Here is a 21,150-nt window from a genome sequence, read left to right on the forward strand (position 1 = left end):
TCATGTTTTCATGCAAAAAACATTATTTACAATTAGAGGGTTTTCTTTCTTTTTGTCGAAAAAAAGTATCAGACGAATGAACATGGGGGTACCAGATGCAGGACAAAATCATTAATCGTTTGATAGAAGACGAACATGTGCAGGCACCAGTGATCGGCATCGGTGTTTCGCCGTATGAACAGCATCATCTTGAGGCTTTTTTTCAATCGTTACCACATGAATTAAATGCCTCTTTTATTGTTGTGCAAAATCATGTGACAGGCGATTGTATAACAGATTTGGAAGCACTTGTTTTACCGATTGGCTACCGGGCAAAAACGATTAAACATGGTGAGAAAGTCACGAAGAAGACCATCTATTTTTGTCCGCAGCATGCAGCTGTGACGTTAACAGAAGATCATCGGCTTCATGTATCTGAGCAGCTGCCAACAAACAAGGCATGCTCTGTCGACTCGCTTTTTAAGTCACTAGCCAGAGTTCAAAAGGAAGAGGCGTTTGCGATCTTTTTTCAAAAAGGTCATTGTGTAGGGAGTGGATTGCTTCAGTTGGTTGAGCAAGGCGGCACAGCCTTATCGTGCAGTGAGGTAGAGAGTGGTTTTGACAGCATGTATCATCACACATTTAAAAACCCATCCACCCTTGCAGCTTATATGGCCAATATCATCAATGTCCCGTATGTGGATGAGACGGATCCAGCTTTACTAAGAATCATTGAACGTCTCGAAATGTATAAAGGGATTGCCTTTTCAACCTATGAAAAGAAAAGGCTGCTTTCTGTTATTCAAAAACGCATGCGCACTGCAAACGAACCGATGTCATTATTAACAGAGTACGATCGTTTATTAGAAAGAGAACCAGATGAGCTTGATCGCCTGCATGCCCAACTCCTAAGCGGCACGACTGCTTTCTTTAGAGATATGGAGGCTTTTCGAGTATGTGAACAGAAGGTGATCCCGTCAATCATTGACCATTCGATGAACAACGGGAAATCTCGATGCCGAATTTGGATTGCGGGATGTTCGACAGGGGAAGAAGCTTATTCTTTTACGATTTTATTTTTAGAAGAAATGAAGCGAAGAGATGTGTCCATTGAACTTCAAGTCTTTGCGACAGATATCAACCGAAAAGCCATTCAAATAGCTAGTAAAGGTCTTTACTCGATAGAGTCTATGGCAAGCATACCGGAAAAATGGCGGGCGCGATATTTCGAAAAAAAAGGTGACGCTTTTATTGTGAAGCAGTCGCTTAGAAAACATATTGTTTTTGCTCCTCACAATTTATTGATTGATTCACCTTTTATCCACCTCGATTTTATCAGTTGCCGAAATGTTCTGATGTACTTTGAGCCAGAAGTACAAAAACGAGTATTATCCCGATTCCAATATGCTTTAAAAGATCAAGGGGTGTTAATCTTAGGGCCAAATGAAACTGTTCCCAATATTCCTCGATTGTTTCAATTGTTCAATGAGAAGTGGAACATTTACACCTATTCAAATGTTTCTGCATCTAGTGTCCCTTGGGTATATGACGCTCGTGATGCCGAGTTAAAAAAGCGAGCTGCACAATATATGGAAGAAGTGAGCGAAGAATATGACGCATGCATGGTGATCAATGATTGTGACAAAATTCTGGCGATGTCAAATGGGGCCTATTCCTTCTTAGACCATGCAGAGGTGTCAGATCAATCATGTGAATATGTCACACCTGATTATTTGAAAGAGATGTTGAGTCAAACCTTTCAAAAGGTGTGGACAGACGAGACAGAGCTGGTGTTTCAGCATGTCCTCATTTCGGAAAAAGGAAAAAAGCAGTATGCGGATTTTATTGTAAAGAGTTTTGATCACCGTTTTAAAGGGGTATATGTCATTCTCATTCGAATGAATGAGAGAGGGAAAATTCAAAAGAACAGCAGGGAAAAAGGGATGCCAGATCAGAATTCAGTTTATCAGCAGCGTATTGTCGATTTAGAAAATGAACTCAATGAAATTAAACAAAAGGAGCAGGAGGCAAGGGCTCAATTAAAAGTGAAAAACACGCAAATAGCGGAGCTTGAGAAAAAACATGAACATTTTATTAATATCATAAACAACTTAAGGGTAACAAGGGAAGAACTGTATAGACCTTCTGTTAAGCCTCAGCTTGCGACGTTGTTTGTGGACCGGGACATGAATATTCGCTATTACACTCCTACAGCCGCCTCTTTATTTACTTCAGCTCAAATAAGGCAACAGCAATCCTTTCAGGCGATGGCTAAGAAGCTTACGCAGGAAACGCTCTATCATGACATACAATCGGTTATCTCGGACAGGCGCGTCATCGAACGAGAAATTGAAACGAATGAAGGAGAACAATTCACTGTTCACATCACACCTATCTTTGACCAAGATCATGAGGGAGCGGTGATGACGTGGATTAAAATGACGGAAATGACAAAAATCAAACAGTCACTCCATCTAGCGATAACAGCCCTGGATAATAGCCATATCCATATTGTTGTTGCAACTGAGGAAGGGGTCATCCAATGCGTGAATCAGCGTTTTTGCCAGTTTGTACAGCAGCATGAATATGACCTGATCGGCAAAGATATTTTTTCTGTCTATCATTCGCTGTGTCAATGTGATGATTTAGAAAAGCAATGGGACGTTTGTTTAAAAGAAGGCAGCTGGACTGGTGAGCTGTACTTTCAGGATTTATCAGGACGTGAACGATGGGAGAGGGTCTCTTTACACCGAATTGATGATCCTGACAAAATGCAGTCAACCGTGATGCGGATTTCAGAGGACATTACCAATCAAAAGCAGTCAGAGAAGATGCTGATGAAGTCAGAGATGCTGTCCGCAGTTGGTCAGCTTGCAGCCGGCATCGCCCATGAGATACGGAACCCGCTGACGTCGTTAAAGGGATTTTTACAGCTGATGATTCAAAGTAAGAAATATCAGAAGGATTATGCAGATGTGATGATGTCTGAATTTAATCGGCTTGAAGCGATTATTAATGAATTCCTTGTGCTCTCTAGAAGCAAATCGGTGAAATTTGAGCCGGTACATGTCAATCTTCTGCTCGAAGAAGTGATCATGGTCGTTGAATCACAGGCGGTTTTAAAAGGCGTGTCTATTCAGAAGAATTTGTCTCCGTCGCTGCCAAACATTCAAGGTATACCGAATGAGCTGAAACAAGTTTTCTTAAACATTCTTAAAAACGGTATTGAAGCGATGGATGGTGTGACAGGTGTTATTCAAGTCACATCCGTATTGGAACATAATCAGATGATGCTAATCTTTGAAGACCAAGGAAAGGGCATACCAGAAGACGAAATAGGGAAACTGGGTGAACCTTTTTATACAACGAAAGAAAAAGGGACTGGCCTTGGTTTAATGATGACGATTAAAATCATTGAAAGCCATGGCGGCAGCATTCGTTTTGAAAGCAAAAGCTTTGAGGGGACACGAGTGATTATTACGTTTCCAATGAGCTGACAGACATAAGATTTACAAGAAATCCATCTACCATCAATATTTACTTAGTACACTATGAGAGATAAAGCTCGGAAGGGGAGGGTCTAATGAAACGTGTTCGATCCATTCGAATGATCTGTTGTCTGGTTTTAGTGATCTTTAGTCTGCAATCCTTACTGCCTGGCATGATCACAGCAGAACAAGCCATTGCGTCTGAAAAGAAGGAAACGGTTTGGAACCAAAAGAAGTCAATGAAAATCAAGAAAGCCCGCCAGCTGATCGGAGAGACGGTGACGGTGAGTGGAATTGTGACAGCAGACCAATCGGCTATAGGCAATGGGAAACTATCAACGTACATTCAAGACAAATCAGCTGGAATCAATATGTATTCAGCACAGCCCAACAATTTCCCAGAACTAAAAGCAGGCATGAAGGTGACAGTAACGGGGAAGATCACGTCTTATAAAGGACTGATTGAAATTGTGCCGGATCGAGACCGTCTGAAGATCGATGGTGTGAATCAAACTTTGCCAAAGCCGAAGCGAGTCTCCGTGAAACAACTAGAAACGGATCAGGCACGTAAACATGAAGGAAAACTTGTGAAGGTCAAAGGCTATGTTGAATCAAAACCAGAGCAGCCGGCTGGCGGAGGATACAATGTCGTGATCATTGATAAAAAATATCACAGCACCATCCTTAGAGTGATGGTGGATACAAGTGCCATTGATGAAGTAAAGACAGGGAAATGGTATGAGTTTACAGGAGTGTTAAGCAGATATGATACGCTGCAGGTGCTTCCAAGACACAAGGGTGATGTCAGTCTGCTGAAACGCCAGCCAAAGCCGCCAAAAATGAAGAAAGAATACGAGGCAACGGTTGACCGGGTGGTAGATGGAGATACGATTCATTTAAAGAAGCCTGTGCTTGGTACAACAAAGGTGCGTTTTGTGAATATGGACACGCCGGAAACGTACCATAAGCCAAAAAATGAATTAGATCAAAACCAGCTGCGTTTTGGACAGAAGGCGGCCGACTATTTAAATACGCTTCTTTCAAGCGGAGATAAAGTCACATTAAAGATTGGTCCTGAAGCGAAGGACGGCTATGGACGTCTTTTAGCTCAAGTGAAAACCAAAAAAGGGGTCAATACGAATTTAGAGCTTGTGAAAAAAGGATATGCCCCTACGTATTTCATCTGGCCGGTTGGAGATGAAAAGGACTATCAGATGTTCCAAAAAGCTGTCAAAGAGGCAAAACAAAAAGGGCTGGGCATATGGAACGAAGCGGACCCGCTGCTGGAACAGCCGTTTGAATTTAGGGCACGTGAACAGAAAAAAGGACTGACACGCTACGTTGGTGATTCATCAGCGAAAACGTACGTATCGCCTGGCAGCTGGAAAGAAATCGCTGTAGATAAACGCATCTTTTTTGCTTCAAAAGAAGAAGCAGAACGGGCTGGCTATCAGCCGGCAGAGAAAGCTGGGGAAGTCCCATTAACCATTTTAAGCATGAATGATTTACACGGAAAAATTGATCAACAATACGAGCTGGATCTAAAAGGTGATGGCAACAAAGGAACGTATGGACGGATGGATTATGTGGCGGCTTATATGAAACAAAAACAAGCAGCCCACAAAAATACGATCACAGTCCACGCCGGAGATATGATTGGCGGCAGCTCTCCAATATCGTCGCTTCTGCAGGATGAACCAACGGTTGAACTCATGGAGAACATAGGCTTTGATGTTGGCACGGTCGGCAACCATGAATTTGATGAAGGGGTGGACGAGCTATTACGTATCATAAATGGCGGAGATCATCCTAAAGGCACAAAGGGATATGACGGACAGAATTTTCCGCTTGTTTGTGCAAACTGTGAATACAAGGATACAGGTAAACCCCTTTTACCTGCTTATGAAATCATGGATGTCGAGGGAATTCCTGTAGCATTTATCGGTGTTGTGACAAAGTCAGCCGCAGGAATGGTGATGCCAGAAGGGATTAAAGACATTCAGTTTACAGATGAAGTCAAAGCCGTAAATGAAGCCGCGAAGGAATTAAAACAAAAAGGGATCAAAGCCATTGCGATCTTAGCTCATATGACGGCCTCTCAAAATGGAGATACCATCACTGGAGAAAGTGCGAAGCTGGCCAAAGAAGGCGATGATGAAATTGATGTCATCTTTGCGGGGCATAATCACGAAGTGGTAAACGGAGAGGTCAATGGGAAATTAATTGTTCAAGCCTTTGAATATGGGAAGGCCATTGGCGAGGTCAATGCAACACTTGACCGCAAAACGAAGGATATTGTCAAAAAGAGTGCAACTATCCAGTATGTAGACCAGTCTGGTATTGAAAAGGACAAGGAAGCAGCCGGCATCTTGGCTCATTACGGGAAAGAAGTTGAGCCGATTATTAGTGAGGTAGTTGGAGAAGCTGGTGTCAAAATGGAAGGCGGCTATTCAAATGATGGAGACACGCCGCTCGGTAATTTGATTGCTGATGGTATGAGGTATTCTATGAAAAGTGATTTTGCCATGATGAATGGCGGCGGCATCAGGCAAAACCTTGAAAAAGGGCCGATTACGTGGGGAGATCTGTTTAATATTCAGCCTTTTGGCAACGTCTTAGTTAAACTTGAGATTAAAGGGAAAGACTTGGCTGAGATCATTGAAGCGCAAATTTCTCCTCAATTTGGACCAGATTATAGCATTTCGGGCTTTTCATATTCCTATGATCCGGTAACATATAAAGTAGTCGACTTAAAGCTGCCAGATGGATCAGACGTTGCGCTCGATCAAACATATACACTCACGGTGAATAACTTTATGGCAACTGCAACTGGCAGTAAGTATGCACCGATAGGAAGGCTGGGGAAAAATCCTGAAACAGGTCCAGAGGATTTAGAAGCCACTGTCGCTTTTGTGAAGAGCTTTGAAGGAGCTTCCATTGTGTATCAAAAAGAGGGACGCATTCAAAAAGCAAAACAAGAAGAAAAAGCAGCAAGCTAAAGAGCGTATCATCTAAGAGGAATGTAACAGGTAAAGGAGTTTAAGCATGAAAAAGTGGCTTGCACTTACTGTGATGACAGCAGGAATTGTCTTGCTAGGCTGGGGAATTTGGCAAATCGCCTCTACGCACCTTCAAACAGCACAATCATTAGAAGACGCGAAGAAAGCGGTAGCGGACGATCAAAGGATATCAAAGAAGCAGTTTTCTCCTGAAGTGGGGAAAGCCTCTGGCATTCTGACGATTCCGAAATTAAAAGCAGACCTTCCCATTGTCGAAGGGACAGATGCGGATGATCTTGCCAAAGGAGTCGGGCATTACAAAGGCAGTTATTACCCTGATCAAAAGGGACAAATCGTCCTATCTGGCCATCGTGACACGGTATTTCGTCGAACAGGTGAATTGAATATTGGCGATCAGCTGAAAATCACTGTGCCGTATGGTGAGTTTGTTTATAAAATCACACATACGAAAATCGTGGATCAGCATGATACATCCATTATTACTTTGCAGAATAAAAAGGAAGAGCTGTTGTTAACGACATGCTATCCATTTCATTTCGTCGGCAATGCACCAGAGCGGTACATTATTTATGCCAAAAGAGCATCTGGCTAATGAAGAAAGAGCCTGCTTATCAAAAGCAGGCTCTTTTTTAATGAATGATCTCGTCCATGAGCTGAGCCATATCTAGTGGAAGCGGTGCTTCTATGCTCAGTTGCTCACCTGTAAAAGGATGTGTCATGTCTACTTGTTTGGCGTGAAGAGCGCATCTGTTGATATAAGCGCGAGCGCCGCCATAAAGTGAATCCCCGGCTAAAGGATGCCCGAGACTGCTAAGATGGACACGAATTTGATGTGTTCTTCCCGTCTCAAGTTGCAGCTTAACAGCTGTCATTTGCAGGCGTTTATTGATGTCCATAACCTGAAAGTGAGTGACAGCACTTTGACCAGTAGGAGAGATTCTGCGTCTGACGGCATGATGCTTGTCACGGCCGATCGCTGCCTCGATAGTTCCTTTCTTTTTCTTGAAAAGTCCTTCTGCGATAGCGATGTAGGTTCGGCTGATCGTTTTTTTAGAAAGCATTTGATCAAGCACAGCATGAGCTAATCTGTGTTTGGCAAAAATGACCGTGCCGCTTGTGTCTTGATCGAGTCTGTGAATATGTCTCACTCGCTTTTCCTCGCCATTTGCTTGAAAATGAAAGGCCACAAGGTTTGCTAGTGTGCCTGTTTGTCCCTTTTCATTCGGATGCGTTGGTCGTCCAGCGGGCTTTTGTACAATCAATAAGTGCTCGTCCTCAAAGAGCACCTCTAATTCACCATATTCTGGCGTCACATCACTTTCTTCCGTTTCAAATAAATCGATCAGGATGTGATCGCCTGTACTGACTTTTGCCGCGTGATGGGCAGGCTTTTGATTTAAACGTATTTTTTGATGCTCCATCCAAAAATGGATAATCGGTTTTGAGGCCGACACGGCTGTTTTTAAAAACTGACTCAGTGAAGTGTCATGATCGTGCTCACCTGCTTTTAGCGAGAGCGTGTGTCCGTTAATGTTCATGATATCCGTTCCTTTCTTTGGGTATATATAGGAAACACTTACCTTGGCGAACGCCTTTTTTTCTGTGCTATTCTGAATGGAGAAATAACGACAGAGAGGTAGATGCCACGTGAGAATAATGAAAGCTGCGACAGACATGCAAGAGCAGGCAATTGAAGAAATATCAAAGGATGTTGAAGATCTTCTATCCCATGCTGTCGGTGAAAACCCAGCTGCGCGTCAACAAGAACGCCCGCTGACCTTTGTTGAAGGGGTTTATAACGGAACGATGGACGATGCTTTTCGTATTTTATCGGGACTTCAGCTATTACATACCATTATTGTAAAACCTAAACGCCATATTACAAAGCGTGATCGTGAGCTATTCGAGCGAAATCGTGATCAGGTCAATGCATGCGGCTTTTCTTTTCCGTTTGATTTAGACGATTTTGCCAGCCGCCGTCTTCAAAATGCGTAAAAGTTGGTGTGAACTTCCTTGTTAACTTACAAGGCTGCCGCACATACTATTTTTAAGGGAACGGAGAAACCTTAAGATCTGTAATACCAAACCCGCTCTTTTTCAACATTGCCTATTTCTCCACGAATCGGAGCGCTTGGACCTCTTGCAGAATAAACCGAACACGGGTAGGAGCCTGACAAAATGGTACAGGCTCCTTTTATACATAATGATTTTAGCAGACATTCATCTTTGAAAGTCAATTTTATTCACGATATGATAGCATTGAGTATCATATTAAAGACTTTCGTAAAAAAAGGAGTGGCCTCGTTGGTAAAGGCGATTATATTTGATTTTGACGGATTAATTTTAGATACAGAAACACATGAATATGAAGTTTTACAAGAAATGTTTGCAGAGCATGAGTCGGAGCTGCCTCTTTCTGTATGGGGCAACGTCATTGGGACGCAGGCAGGCTTTAAGCCTTTTGAATACTTAGAAAAGCAGCTAGGAAAGACGCTCGATCATGAGGCACTCACAGCGGACCGGCGTTCTCGTTTTCAAAAGAGAATGAAGGATGAATCAGCACGACCTGGCGTAGAAGCTTATTTACAGGCAGCGAAGGAGCTTGGGATCAAGATTGGACTTGCTTCCAGCTCAGACTATAAATGGGTGTCTGATCACCTGAAGCAAATTGGTCTTTTCGATTATTTTGAATGTATCCGCACGTCAGATGATGTGGAAGAAGTCAAACCTCATCCAGAGCTTTATTTGCAAACCGCAAGCTGCTTAGGTGTAGAGCCAAAGGATTGTGTGGCATTTGAGGATTCAGTGAATGGATCAATTGCTGCCAAACGCGCAGGCATGAAATGCGTCATCGTCCCAAACAAAGTGACGAGCACGCTGCAGTTTGAAGAATATGATGTCAGATTAGAATCCATGGCTGAAATCGAATTGCTCCAGCTATTCCATCAGCTTGAAAAAGAGGATCAGTAAGGGGGCAAAAACATCATGGCAGAAAAACTCGATTTAACGCGGTTTGAAAAAAGAATGGTGATCCGTAATATCCGAGAAGAAGATATTGACCGAATCATCGCCTTGCAGGAGGTATGCTTTCCGGGCATGGACCCTTGGAAACGAGAGCACCTTGAAAGCCATCTTGAGCATTTCCCAGAAGGTCAGTTTTGTGCTGAATTTGAGGGAGAAATCATTGGCTCTTGTTCAAGTTTATTAATTAACTTTGATGAATACGATGACCGTCATACTTGGCAGGACATCACAGATGATGGGTACATCACAAACCATAATCCAGATGGGATGAATATGTACGGAATTGAAGTGATGGTTAGTCCTGAGTACCGCCGCATGAAAATTGGCCATCGTTTATATGAAGCAAGAAAAGACTTAGCGAGAAGATTAAATTTAAAAAGCATCATCATTGGCGGACGCATCCCGAATTATCATAAATACCAAGAGGAAATGACGCCTCGTCAATATGTGGAGCAGGTCATGCTTCACCAAATTTATGATCCTGTTTTATCTTTTCAGCTGTTAAATGAGTTTAGCCTCATGCGGATCAATCCGAATTACTTGCCGGATGATAAGGCATCGAGCACATATGCGACGTTAATGGAATGGAACAACGTCGATTATCGTCCGCAATCGAAGAGATATTATAAATCGGCATTCCCAGTTCGTATTTGCGTCATTCAATATGCGATGAAACAAATTCATTCCTTCGAGGAATTCATGAATCAGGTGGAGTATTATGTTGATGTCGCATCAGATGCGTCAGCTGACTTTGCCGTATTCCCAGAAATTTTTACAACGCAGCTCATGTCTTACTTAGAGGAGCGCTCCCCAAGTCTTGCAGTACAAAGGATCACAGAATATACCGAGGATTACATTAATTTGTTCACAGACCTTTCTGTGAAGTACAACATTAACATCATCGGCGGATCCCATTTCGTTGAAGAGGAAGGGAAAATCTACAATATCGCTTATTTATTTAGACGTGATGGAACAATTGAAAAGCAATATAAGCTCCATATCACACCGAATGAAAGAAAATGGTGGGGGATTTCAGCAGGTGATCAAGTTCGGGTATTTGATACAGACTGCGGTAAAATTGCGATCCAAATTTGCTACGATATTGAATTTCCTGAGCTTGCTCGGATTGCAGCTGATAAAGGAGCGAAAATTATTTTTACTCCGTTTTGTACAGAAGACCGCCAAGGCTATTTAAGAGTGCGTTACTGTGCACAGGCTAGAGCGGTTGAAAATCAGATTTATACCGTTATCTCAGGAACAGTCGGAAACCTTCCGCAAACCGAAAATATGGATGTCCAATATGCACAATCAGCGATCTTTGCCCCATCAGACTTTGAATTTGCAAGAGATGGGATTGTAGGTGAGTGTAATCCGAATATAGAAATGGTTGTCGTTGGCGATGTCGATTTAGAAATTTTAAGAAGACAGCGGCAAGATGGAACGGTACGTCAGCTCAAGGACCGAAGAAGAGACGTGTACCATATTGAATATAAGAAATAATGAAAGGAAGCGCCTGTCACAAGGCGCTTCAGCGCGCAGACAAACCCTCGCATTCGGTGTCAGGTCTGCGCTCCAGTGCTCATGAATGTTTCATTCGCTCCGCTCCGGTGCTCGATCTTCCTAGACTGCAAAGGTTTTCTATCACGCTGAAAAGAAGCGCCTGTCACAAGGCGCTTCTTTTTGTTGACATTTTTTAAGAGACATAGTAGAGGCACGAGCGCTGCTACCTGTTCAAGATTCATCATCATTTTTTGCCTACATAAGATGGAGAGCTTATTTTTTTATGTGATAAAGGGATGCCGGAGCAAAATCTGAATATACTGAAAGGAGATCATGTGTTCAAAAAGGAGAGGAACATGGGACGACAAGCTAAACATTTATATATCAATTTGCCGGTAAAGCATGTCAAGGAATCAAAGGCTTTTTTTGAGCAGCTGGGTTTTGAGTTTCAAGAGCAGCTGACGAATGATCAGGCAGCTTGTTTGGTCATTGGTGACACCATCACGGTCATGCTGTTAACCCATAAGCATTTTCAAACCATTTCAGAGAAGCAATTGGTGGATGCAAGGCAGGGATCAGAGGTCATTGTCTCTATGCGAGTTGATTCACGAAAAGAGGTTGATGAGCTGGTGGAGCAGGCGATGGCAGCAGGCGGCTCACCGTTTAAGGAAAAGCAGGATCATGGGTTCATGTATGGCTGGAGCTTTCAGGATCTTGATGGTCATTTGTGGGAAGTGTTCTATTTGGATGAGGAGAGAAGCGGCCTTTCATAAGGGTGCTTCTTTTTTATTGTTTAACAGTGGTATGATAATGAGAAAGCAAAAAATAGAAATTCTTCTAGAGAAAAGTAGGTGCAGCATGGAGTTTTTACTTGTCTTACTGCCAGTGTTCGGTATCTTTCTTATCGGGTATATTGGGCAGAAGGCCATTGGTTTTGACATACATACACTCTCATCAATGTCTTTATATTTAATGTCACCATTTCTTGCGTTTGAAACCTTCTATCAAAACAAAGTGTCGATGGACTATGTGTACCTATCTATTTTTGTCGTCGGACTTTGTCTTTCACTTGTTTTATGTGTCTTTATTTTATCTCGTATCTATGGTTATTCGAAGGAAATGTATTGTGCCATGATACTGTCGTCAGCATTTATGAACAATGGGAATTACGGCACGCCTGTTGTCCTGCTTGTCTTCGGAGCAGCTGGTTTAGATATTGCCATCGTTTTAATGGTGCTGCAGCAGCTTGTCATGAGTACGATCGGTATGTATTATGCAGCAAAGGGCGGAGAGGATGCAGGGGACGGAAAGGTCGTGCTGAAAAAAGTGCTGCGTATGCCGGTTGCATATGGGGCACTCCTCGGTCTATTATTTCAGCTGATTGATCTTTCATTACCTAAAGAGGTGATGACGGGTGTCCAGCTTGTGGGAGATGCCGCCATACCGACGATTATGCTTATTTTAGGTATGCAGCTTGCTGTCATTTCTTTTAAGCAGGTGGATTATCGCAATATATCTTATGCTGTATTGCTGAAGCTGTTTATCTCACCACTCATCGCATTTGGCTTTACACTCATTTTACCGGTAGATGATCTAGTGAAACAAATTATGATCTTAGTTGCAGCTATGCCGACAGCAGCAAATACTACGCTGATGGCAGTACAATTTCGAACGAAGCCTGAGTTTGTCTCAAGCGCGACATTTCTCAGTACCGTTTTAAGTATCGTGACTTTACCTGTTTTATTATGGATTTTATCTATGCACCCTCTGGGATAGGGGATGGGCGGCAAATAAAGGGGGACATATCAATGAATGTAGATGTTCATTTTCAAGTGAGTGATGTGTTGAAAACAAAGTATTTTGCCCATGCGAAAGTGTTAGCAGGAGAAAAGGGATTGTTTCGGCAGGTCAGATGGGTTCATGTGTTAGAAGTGCCTGCTGTAGAAGATTTGTTAAATGGGGGAGAGCTCATACTAACAACAGCCGCAGGCTTCCATGATCAATTGGATGTGTTTCAAGCATTTTTAAAACAGCTGATCGATTCTGGTGCGGCAGGCTTGTGTATTGAATTTGTTCCGCTCAGATTCGATGTGCCGGAAGAACTGATTGTGTATGCAGAAGAAAGAGATTTTCCGCTGATTTTGTTTACAAAAGAAGTGAAATTCGTCAACATCACACAGCATCTCCATACGATGATGATTGAACGCCAGTATCAAATGATGGCTGATCTAGAAGCACTATCATCAAAGCTGAATGAGCTTTTACTGACTCCCCATCCGCAGATGGATATTTTGGATCAAGTGTATCAGCACGTAAGGGGCATTCTTTTACTCATTCCTGTTCAGGGGGAGCCAATTATTTTATGTGATTCCTCCAAACAAACCGAAGAGCTGGTCATGAATTATTTACAGTTTGCTTCCTTGCCAAAAGGATACGAAGTGACCCAAAAACAAGTGCTTGCACTCAAGCAGACATTTGCAGACCTTGTGCTCATTCATCAAACGAACGCGCTCTCAGAATTCGAACTGCTCGTAATGGATAAAGGGGCAAATGCTCTTGCCCAGCAAACGCTAAGAGAACTTTATACAGAAGAATTGAAGAAGACAAAAGAGAACGAATGGCTGCAAAAATGGTTCCAAGAAGAGCATACAGAAAGAGATATATTAGAGCATCTTGAAGAAACAGAAGGATTGAAAAAGCCAACCGGCTGTGTCGTGATGCTCTTTCAAAAGCATCATCAAATCGAAGAAATCGCAGGAAATCTTTATTTTCTCGTATCGTGCCGCTCCATCTTTCAGCGTGCGGGTTTCCACTTGATTCCATATGAGCATCAAGGACAAACCTTGTTTATTTTATTGAACACGAGAAAAAAGGAGGACTGGAAAGAGCGTGCAGAGAAGGCTGCAAGCGACATTAAACAATTGTATGATCGGGAGCAGCCACGCGGAACCGTGATCAATTTTGGCATCGGTCCATATTGTGAGCAATTTCAGCATATGAGAAAAAGCTTTCAAGCAGCCAAAGAGATGCTGCATTTAAAGAAAGTGATGCCCCAGCGGGTGGAAAGCCCATTTTATCAAGATTTGCATATGCTCCGTCTCATGCCTGTCATGCAGGAAAGCGGACTGCTTGAATGTATGGTGAAAGAGTATTTGGAGCCTGTGCTTTTATATGATAAGCAAAATAGCGGAAGACTCTATCAAACGCTGAATATCTTTTTACAGACAAACGGTTCTAAAAAGGAAACTGCAAGCCAGCTCTTTATTGTCAGGCAGACCCTTTATCATAGACTAGATAAACTGCATGCATTGCTTGGCGAGGATATGATGCAGGCGCCGAAACGACAGGCGCTTGAATTTGCGATTCTTGCATATGAATTCCTGCAAGGAAATGACCGTTAACGAGGTATGTTAGATTTGCTAAGCATCCGAGTGGAGTGTCTTACGGTTCTTTTCAATCAGTTGACGATCTGTCTAATGTAATGGGCCCGGCCCCTTTTTTATAATGAAAGTAATGGTTGGTTCTCTCTTACGGGCGGCCTAGTTTCAGTTTCATATGCCTCCCTTTTCAGCCATATAATGAATAGAGGGGCAATGTGCTGCTGAACCGGTTTAAGCTTCTTTAATGATGAAAACGGATACATGGGGGTCGGGAAGATGAAAATACATGAGCAGGCTCAAAATCTTCAGACGAAAGATGATCAGTTGATCTGGCATCATATGAAAGGGACAAACAAGGAAAATGAAAGCATGGTCATTCACAAGGCAGAAGGCGCATGGGTGACTGATATTCATGGGAATCGCTATTTAGACGGGATGTCAGGTCTTTGGTGTGTAAATGCCGGTTATGGCAGAAAAGAGCTTGCAGAAGCGGCATATAAGCAGCTCAATACAATGCCTTACTATCCGCTGACGCAAAGCCATGTGCCAGCGATTCAGCTGGCTGAAAAGCTAAATGAATGGCTTGGCGGGGACTATGTCATCTTCTTTTCTAACAGCGGTTCTGAAGCCAATGAAGCCGCATTTAAGATCGCCAAACAATATCATGCGCAAAAAGGAGAGAGCACAAGAACAAAGTTCATCTCCAGGTATCGGTCGTATCACGGTAATACCGCAGCAGCTCTTGCTGCAACGGGGCAGGCGCAGCGTAAATATAAATATGAACCATTAGGTCAAGGCTTTATCCATGTCGCACCGCCTGATATGTATCGTCATCCTGAGGATCAAGAGACTTTGGCAAGTGCAGCGGCAATCGATCAAGCCATGACGTGGGAACTAAGTGAGACCATTGCTGGGGTCATTATGGAACCGATTATTACAGGCGGCGGTATCTTAATGCCGCCAAAAGGGTATTTGAAGAAGGTCAAAGACATCTGTGAGGCTCATGGAGCGCTTCTCATTGTGGATGAAGTCATCTGCGGCTTTGGCCGGACAGGGAAGCGGTTTGGTTTTATGCATGAAGATGTAAAGCCGGACATCATTACAATGGCAAAAGGGATCACAAGCGGCTATTTACCTCTTTCTGCAACGTGCGTGAAACGAGAAATCTATGAAGCCTACGCAGGGGAAGATACGTATGACAGGCTGCGCCATGTAAATACATTTGGCGGTCACCCTGCTTCTTGTGCGGTTGCCCTTGCCAACCTAGAGATCATGGAAACCGAGAAATTAGTAGAACGGTCTGACACGCTGGGGCAAGACATGCTTGAACGTTTGCAAGAGTTAAAAGAGCATCCATTTGTCGGTGATGTCAGAGGGAAAGGCCTGCTGTTTGGTATTGAACTTGTTCAGGATCAACAGTCTAAAAAACCGGCTGATCCACAGGTTGTCGGTCAATTGATTGCAGAATGTAAAAAACGCGGACTGATCATTGGGAAAAATGGTGATACGGTTGCCGGCTATAATAACGTTGCCCAGCTTGCACCGCCGCTAAATATAACAAACGAAGACGCCTCATTTATTATCAACACGCTAAAAGAAAGTATGGCGCAGTTATAGCAGAGAGATTTCTCTGCTTTTTTCTATGGGAAGAGCACATACATTAAGATGCTGTTAGGTAAAATCGGCATTGGATACATTAGGTGTATTGAAAAATAGAAGAGATTCTATTACTGTTAGGAGAAGACTGAACCAATACACTTTAGAAGGAGACGGCATATGAGTTTTCATGATCAACCCATTCTACCTGCTGTTCGCAATATGAAGCAATTTGAGGAATTTTTAAAAAGTCCATTTACATATGGGGTCTTACTTGATGTGCATTTAGGCCGGCTAAAGGGCATCATGAATGAGGCGAATGCCCATCATAAAAAAATGTTTGTCCATGTCGATCTCATTCATGGGATCAAACATGATGAGTATGGAACGGAATTTATTTGTCAGGAAATGAAGCCGGCAGGAATTATTTCTACTAGGTCTTCTGTCATAGTGAAAGCCAAGCAAAAGAAGGTATATGCCATTCAGCGAATGTTTTTACTTGATACAAGTGCGATGGAAAAAAGCATGGAGTTCGTAGGAAAACATCGTCCAGATTTTATTGAAGTATTGCCTGGGGTTGTGCCGGATTTAATTACTGAAGTGCGCGAGCGAGCTGGGATTCCAATATTTGCAGGCGGATTTATCCGTACAAAAGAAGATGTGGAAAGAGCGCTTGAAGCGGGAGCTACAGCTGTGACAACATCGAATACAGCCCTTTGGAAAGCGTTTCAAAAGTGAAAAAGATAAAATGTGAAAATTGATTGACAACGTTTTCATCCTCTGATACTATAGCACTAAGTTAATATCATGTGATGGAGAAACGGAGATCCACAACAGCGCTTTACTAGGTGACAAATGACCCTGATGTAAAGTATGTTTGTTGTGGATCTTTTTTCTTTATCTTTTTTTACACATTCATAGGGATGGCAACTGAACCAGAGGAGGAATTTTCATGACACCATTTTGGGGTGAAGTCGTAGGTACAATGCTTCTCATTATTTTTGGAGGCGGTGTATGTGCGGCAGTCAATTTAAAGAAATCGCTCGCATATCAGTCCGGCTGGATTGTAATCGCTTTCGGATGGGGATTTGCAGTAGCCATAGCAGCTTATGCAACAGGTGGAATCAGCGGAGCACATTTGAATCCAGCACTAACAATTGGGCTTGCGCTTGAAGGAAGTTTTCCTTGGGCTGATGTACCAATGTATATTGCCGGTCAAATGCTTGGCGCATTAATAGGAGCTATTATTGTCTTTTTACATTACTTACCGCACTGGAAAGCAACAGACGATCCAGGTGCAAAGCTGGGTGTATTCTCAACTGGTCCTGCGATTCCGCATACTTTTGCAAACGTACTTAGTGAAGTCATCGGTACATTTGTATTGGTTCTAGGAATCTTAGCGATTGGTGCAAATAAATTCGCAGACGGAATCAATCCGCTGATTGTTGGATTCTTAATTGTCGCAATTGGTCTTTCTTTAGGCGGAACAACTGGTTATGCAATCAATCCTGCACGTGATTTAGGTCCGAGAATTGCACATGCGATTCTGCCGATTCCAGGTAAAGGTCCATCGAATTGGAAGTATGCTTGGGTGCCAGTCGTTGGTCCAATTTTAGGCGGCGCATTTGGCGGTGTTTTCTACAATGCAGCCTTTAAAGCGAACATCACTCCAGCCTTTTGGATTGTAAGCGTTATTTTAGTTGTGGTATTGTTAGGACTCTATGTCTCTACGAAAAATCAAACAAATGCTGTAAATGAAAGTATGTAAGGGGAGGAAAACACCATGGCAAAAGAAAAATATATTCTCGCTTTAGATCAAGGGACAACAAGCTCAAGAGCGATCTTATTTGATCAAGAAGGCAAAATTGCACATACAGCTCAGAAGGAATTTAATCAATATTTTCCGAACCCAGGCTGGGTAGAACATAATGCAAATGAAATTTGGAGCTCTGTTCTATCCGTCATTTCAACTGCTTTAATTGAATCAGGCATTGAAGCAGATCAAATCGCCGGTATCGGAATTACGAACCAGCGTGAGACAGCTGTTGTTTGGGATAAACATACAGGCGCACCCGTTTATAATGCAATTGTTTGGCAGTCTAGACAAACGTCTGGCATTTGTGAAGAGTTAAAAGCGCAAGGACACAATGAAACGTTTAGAAATAAAACAGGTCTTCTCATTGATGCTTATTTCTCAGGGACAAAAGTAAAATGGATTTTAGACAATGTAGAAGGTGCTCGTGAGAAAGCAGAAAATGGCGACTTGCTGTTTGGCACAATTGATACATGGCTCATTTGGAAGATGACAGGCGGTCAATCACACGTCACAGATTACTCCAACGCGTCAAGAACGTTAATGTTCAACATTTACGATCTGAAATGGGATGAAGAATTACTTGAGATCCTTGGCGTACCTGCTTCTATGCTTCCTGAGGTGAAACCATCTTCACATATCTATGGTGAAACAACAGACTATCACTTCTTCGGCAGAAATATCCCGATTGCAGGGGCGGCGGGAGACCAGCAGTCTGCACTATTCGGTCAGGCTTGCTTTGAAGAAGGAATGGCGAAGAACACGTATGGCACAGGATGTTTCATGTTGATGAATACAGGGGAAAAAGCAATTAAGTCGGATCATGGTTTATTAACGACAATTGCATGGGGCATTGACGGTAAAGTTGAATATGCTTTAGAGGGAAGTATTTTCGTAGCTGGTTCAGCGATTCAGTGGCTGCGCGATGGACTGAGAATGTTTAAAGACTCAAAAGACAGCGAAGCCTATGCAAAGCGCGTTGAGTCAACAGATGGCGTATATGTCGTTCCAGCATTCGTTGGTCTAGGCACACCATACTGGGACAGTGATGTCAGAGGCGCTGTATTCGGATTAACACGCGGTACTTCTAAAGAGCACTTTGTCCGTGCAACGTTAGAATCACTTGCTTATCAAACGAAGGATGTTTTAGATGCGATGGAAAAGGATTCAAACATCTCATTAAAAACGTTGCGTGTGGATGGCGGAGCTGTAAAGAATGATTTCTTAATGGGCTTCCAAAGTGATTTGCTGGATGTACCAGTAGAGCGTCCAGAAATTAATGAAACGACGGCACTCGGTGCGGCCTATCTTGCGGGAATAGCAGTTGGCTTCTGGAACGACCGTTCAGACATTGCAAAACAATGGAACCTTGACAAGCGCTTTGACCCTAAAATGGAAGAGGACAGCCGCGACTCGTTATACAGCGGGTGGAAAAAGGCTGTAAAAGCAGCTCAAGCTTTCAAATAAACCAAAAGTATGGTATACTTCAAGTAAGTTAATAGAACGGTTGGAGAACTGGAGAGACCGCAGGCACCGAAGTGTAGAAATACGCTTTGGGTGTTTGCGGTCTCTTTTTCTTTACCGTACAACATGGGAGGAACAAGAGATGACTTTTTCTAGCTTAGAAAGAGAACAAATGCTGCAGGAAATGACAAAAAAACCATATGATGTGTTTATCATTGGTGGGGGTATAACAGGCGCTGGTACAGCACTTGACGCGGCTTCACGCGGAATGCGTGTCGGTCTTGCAGAAATGCAGGATTTCGCAGCAGGTACGTCTAGCCGCTCAACGAAACTAGTGCACGGCGGACTTCGTTATTTAAAACAATTTGAAGTGAAAATGGTCGCAGAGGTCGGTAAAGAGCGTGCCATTGTATACGAAAATGGTCCTCATGTGACAACGCCAGAATGGATGCTTCTTCCGATGCATAAAGGCGGGACATTTGGTAAGTTTTCAACCTCTATTGGACTTAGAGTGTATGACTTTTTAGCTGGCGTAAAGCATAGCGAACGCAGAAGCATGCTAAGTGCAAAAGAAACACTTGAAAAAGAACCGCTTGTCAAAAAGGACGGCTTAAAAGGCGGCGGCTACTATGTTGAATACCGTACAGATGATGCACGCCTCACAATCGAAGTCATGAAAGAGGCTGTGAAATTCGGAGCGGAAGCGGTCAACTATGCGAAAGTAAAAGAATTTATTTATGATAAAGGCAAAGTGGTTGGTGTTGTCATTGAAGATGTCATGACGCAGAAAACATACGATGTGTATGCGAAGAAGATCGTCAATGCGACAGGTCCATGGGTAGATCAGCTGAGAGAAAAGGACCACTCAAAAGAAGGAAAACACTTACAGCATACAAAAGGAATTCACTTAGTATTTGACCAATCGGTCTTCCCATTAAAACAAGCGATTTACTTTGATACACCTGATAAACGTATGGTCTTTGCCATTCCAAGAGAAGGCAAAACGTACGTTGGAACAACAGATACAGTGTACAAAAAACAGCTGGAGCACCCGCGTATGACAAAGGCCGATCGTGACTATGTCATCCAAGCGATTCAGTACATGTTCCCTGATCTCAATATTACAGAAAAAGATGTAGAATCCAACTGGGCCGGTCTTCGTCCGCTCATTCATGAAGAGGGCAAAGATCCTTCAGAAATTTCTCGTAAGGATGAAGTGTGGACATCATCTTCAGGCTTAATCACCATTGCTGGCGGTAAATTAACAGGCTACCGTAAAATGGCTGAGCATATTGTCGATCTAGTACGTGATGGACTGAAACAGGAAACGGGCAAAGATTACGGACCATGTAAAACAAAGCATATGCCAATCTCAGGCGGCCATGTAGGCGGATCTAAAAACATGGCAGCCTTTGTTCAAGCGAAAACAGCAGAAGGAGCATCTGTTGGTTTAACAGAACCGATTGCACAAAAACTAGCTGAAAAATATGGTTCAAACGTCAGCAGTGTCTACAAACGAGTAGAGCAGCTTCAAGGGGAAGCAGACAAACGAAACATTCCAGCATATGTGCTGGCAGAGCTTGTCTATGCGATCGAAGAAGAACTAGCTGTAACACCTGTCGATTTCTTCTTAAGAAGAACAGGAAGCCTATTATTTAATATCAATTGGGCAAAAAAATACGCACAACCTGTTGTTGACTACATGGCAGAGCGTTTTGGCTGGGATGAAGCAGCAAAACAGAAACATCAAACAGAATTAGATCAACTATTCCATGAAGCAGTCGTACCGCTTGATGCTGAATAAAAAGAAGACAAAGGGTTAAAGCAAGATCATTTTAGCCCTTTGTCAACAATCTGAAAGCCGATCATGTATCGGCTTTTTTTAT

15 protein-coding genes are annotated in these 21,150 nt (G+C 42.9%); 14 read left to right on the forward strand and 1 reads right to left on the reverse strand.

The window, feature by feature from the left end:
* Nucleotides 1–95 precede the first annotated feature (95 nt).
* The 3 genes from AWT60_RS10240 to AWT60_RS10250 all read left to right on the forward strand — a co-directional run bounded on the left by AWT60_RS10240 (nt 96) and on the right by AWT60_RS10250 (nt 7,079).
* Nucleotides 96–3,476, forward strand: coding sequence for a CheR family methyltransferase (locus AWT60_RS10240; protein ID WP_218677206.1), 3,381 nt, complete (start codon nt 96–98; stop codon nt 3,474–3,476).
* A gap of 86 nt (nt 3,477–3,562) precedes the next feature.
* On the forward strand, nt 3,563–6,466 hold the full coding sequence (locus tag AWT60_RS10245) for a 5'-nucleotidase C-terminal domain-containing protein (RefSeq protein ID WP_218677207.1): 2,904 nt from the start codon (nt 3,563–3,565) through the stop codon (nt 6,464–6,466).
* A gap of 46 nt (nt 6,467–6,512) precedes the next feature.
* A complete protein-coding gene (locus tag AWT60_RS10250; protein WP_041109878.1) occupies nt 6,513–7,079 on the forward strand; it encodes a class D sortase in 567 nt (188 codons plus the stop codon).
* 37 nt (nt 7,080–7,116) lie between these two features.
* On the opposite strand, the gene AWT60_RS10255 is transcribed toward AWT60_RS10250, so the two are convergent.
* Nucleotides 7,117–8,025 (reverse strand): RluA family pseudouridine synthase, encoded by a 909-nt coding sequence (locus AWT60_RS10255; RefSeq protein WP_041109880.1) that lies wholly within the window; start codon nt 8,023–8,025, stop codon nt 7,117–7,119.
* Between the two features lie 109 nt (nt 8,026–8,134).
* On the opposite strand from AWT60_RS10255, the gene AWT60_RS10260 reads away from it, so the two are divergent.
* The 11 genes from AWT60_RS10260 (at nt 8,135) to glpD (ending at nt 21,068) form a co-directional block, all read left to right on the forward strand.
* Nucleotides 8,135–8,482, forward strand: a complete 348-nt coding sequence (locus tag AWT60_RS10260; protein WP_041109882.1) for a DUF5365 family protein — start codon at nt 8,135–8,137, stop codon at nt 8,480–8,482.
* Between the two features lie 309 nt (nt 8,483–8,791).
* Nucleotides 8,792–9,457 carry an HAD family hydrolase gene (locus AWT60_RS10265; RefSeq protein ID WP_034282284.1) on the forward strand — a complete coding sequence of 222 codons (666 nt, stop codon included), beginning with the start codon at nt 8,792–8,794 and terminating at the stop codon, nt 9,455–9,457.
* Between the two features lie 15 nt (nt 9,458–9,472).
* Nucleotides 9,473–11,011, forward strand: coding sequence for a bifunctional GNAT family N-acetyltransferase/carbon-nitrogen hydrolase family protein (locus AWT60_RS10270; RefSeq protein ID WP_012009394.1), 1,539 nt, complete (start codon nt 9,473–9,475; stop codon nt 11,009–11,011).
* 356 nt (nt 11,012–11,367) lie between these two features.
* On the forward strand, nt 11,368–11,784 hold the full coding sequence (locus AWT60_RS10275) for a VOC family protein (RefSeq protein ID WP_041109886.1): 417 nt from the start codon (nt 11,368–11,370) through the stop codon (nt 11,782–11,784).
* 85 nt (nt 11,785–11,869) lie between these two features.
* Nucleotides 11,870–12,787, forward strand: a complete 918-nt coding sequence (locus AWT60_RS10280; RefSeq protein ID WP_041089574.1) for an AEC family transporter — start codon at nt 11,870–11,872, stop codon at nt 12,785–12,787.
* Nucleotides 12,788–12,819: 32 nt separating this feature from the next.
* Nucleotides 12,820–14,412, forward strand: coding sequence for a PucR family transcriptional regulator (locus AWT60_RS10285; protein ID WP_218677208.1), 1,593 nt, complete (start codon nt 12,820–12,822; stop codon nt 14,410–14,412).
* 255 nt (nt 14,413–14,667) lie between these two features.
* Nucleotides 14,668–16,008 (forward strand): aspartate aminotransferase family protein, encoded by a 1,341-nt coding sequence (locus AWT60_RS10290; protein WP_041109892.1) that lies wholly within the window; start codon nt 14,668–14,670, stop codon nt 16,006–16,008.
* Between the two features lie 159 nt (nt 16,009–16,167).
* A complete protein-coding gene (locus AWT60_RS10295; protein ID WP_024425304.1) occupies nt 16,168–16,725 on the forward strand; it encodes a glycerol-3-phosphate responsive antiterminator in 558 nt (185 codons plus the stop codon).
* Nucleotides 16,726–16,939: 214 nt separating this feature from the next.
* The gene (locus AWT60_RS10300) at nt 16,940–17,755 is read left to right on the forward strand and encodes an MIP/aquaporin family protein (protein ID WP_024425303.1); all 816 of its coding nucleotides are present in this window, start codon (nt 16,940–16,942) and stop codon (nt 17,753–17,755) included.
* 15 nt (nt 17,756–17,770) lie between these two features.
* Nucleotides 17,771–19,267 (forward strand): glycerol kinase GlpK, encoded by a 1,497-nt coding sequence (glpK, locus tag AWT60_RS10305; RefSeq protein ID WP_041109894.1) that lies wholly within the window; start codon nt 17,771–17,773, stop codon nt 19,265–19,267.
* A 139-nt stretch (nt 19,268–19,406) separates the two neighbouring features.
* Nucleotides 19,407–21,068: a glycerol-3-phosphate dehydrogenase gene (glpD, locus tag AWT60_RS10310; RefSeq protein WP_218677209.1), complete on the forward strand. Its 1,662-nt coding sequence runs from the start codon at nt 19,407–19,409 to the stop codon at nt 21,066–21,068.
* The last annotated feature ends 82 nt before the right edge of the window (nt 21,069–21,150 follow it).

This window comes from Bacillus sp. F2HM, from assembly GCF_019266135.1.
Lineage (GTDB): Bacteria > Bacillota > Bacilli > Bacillales > Bacillaceae > Bacillus > Bacillus safensis.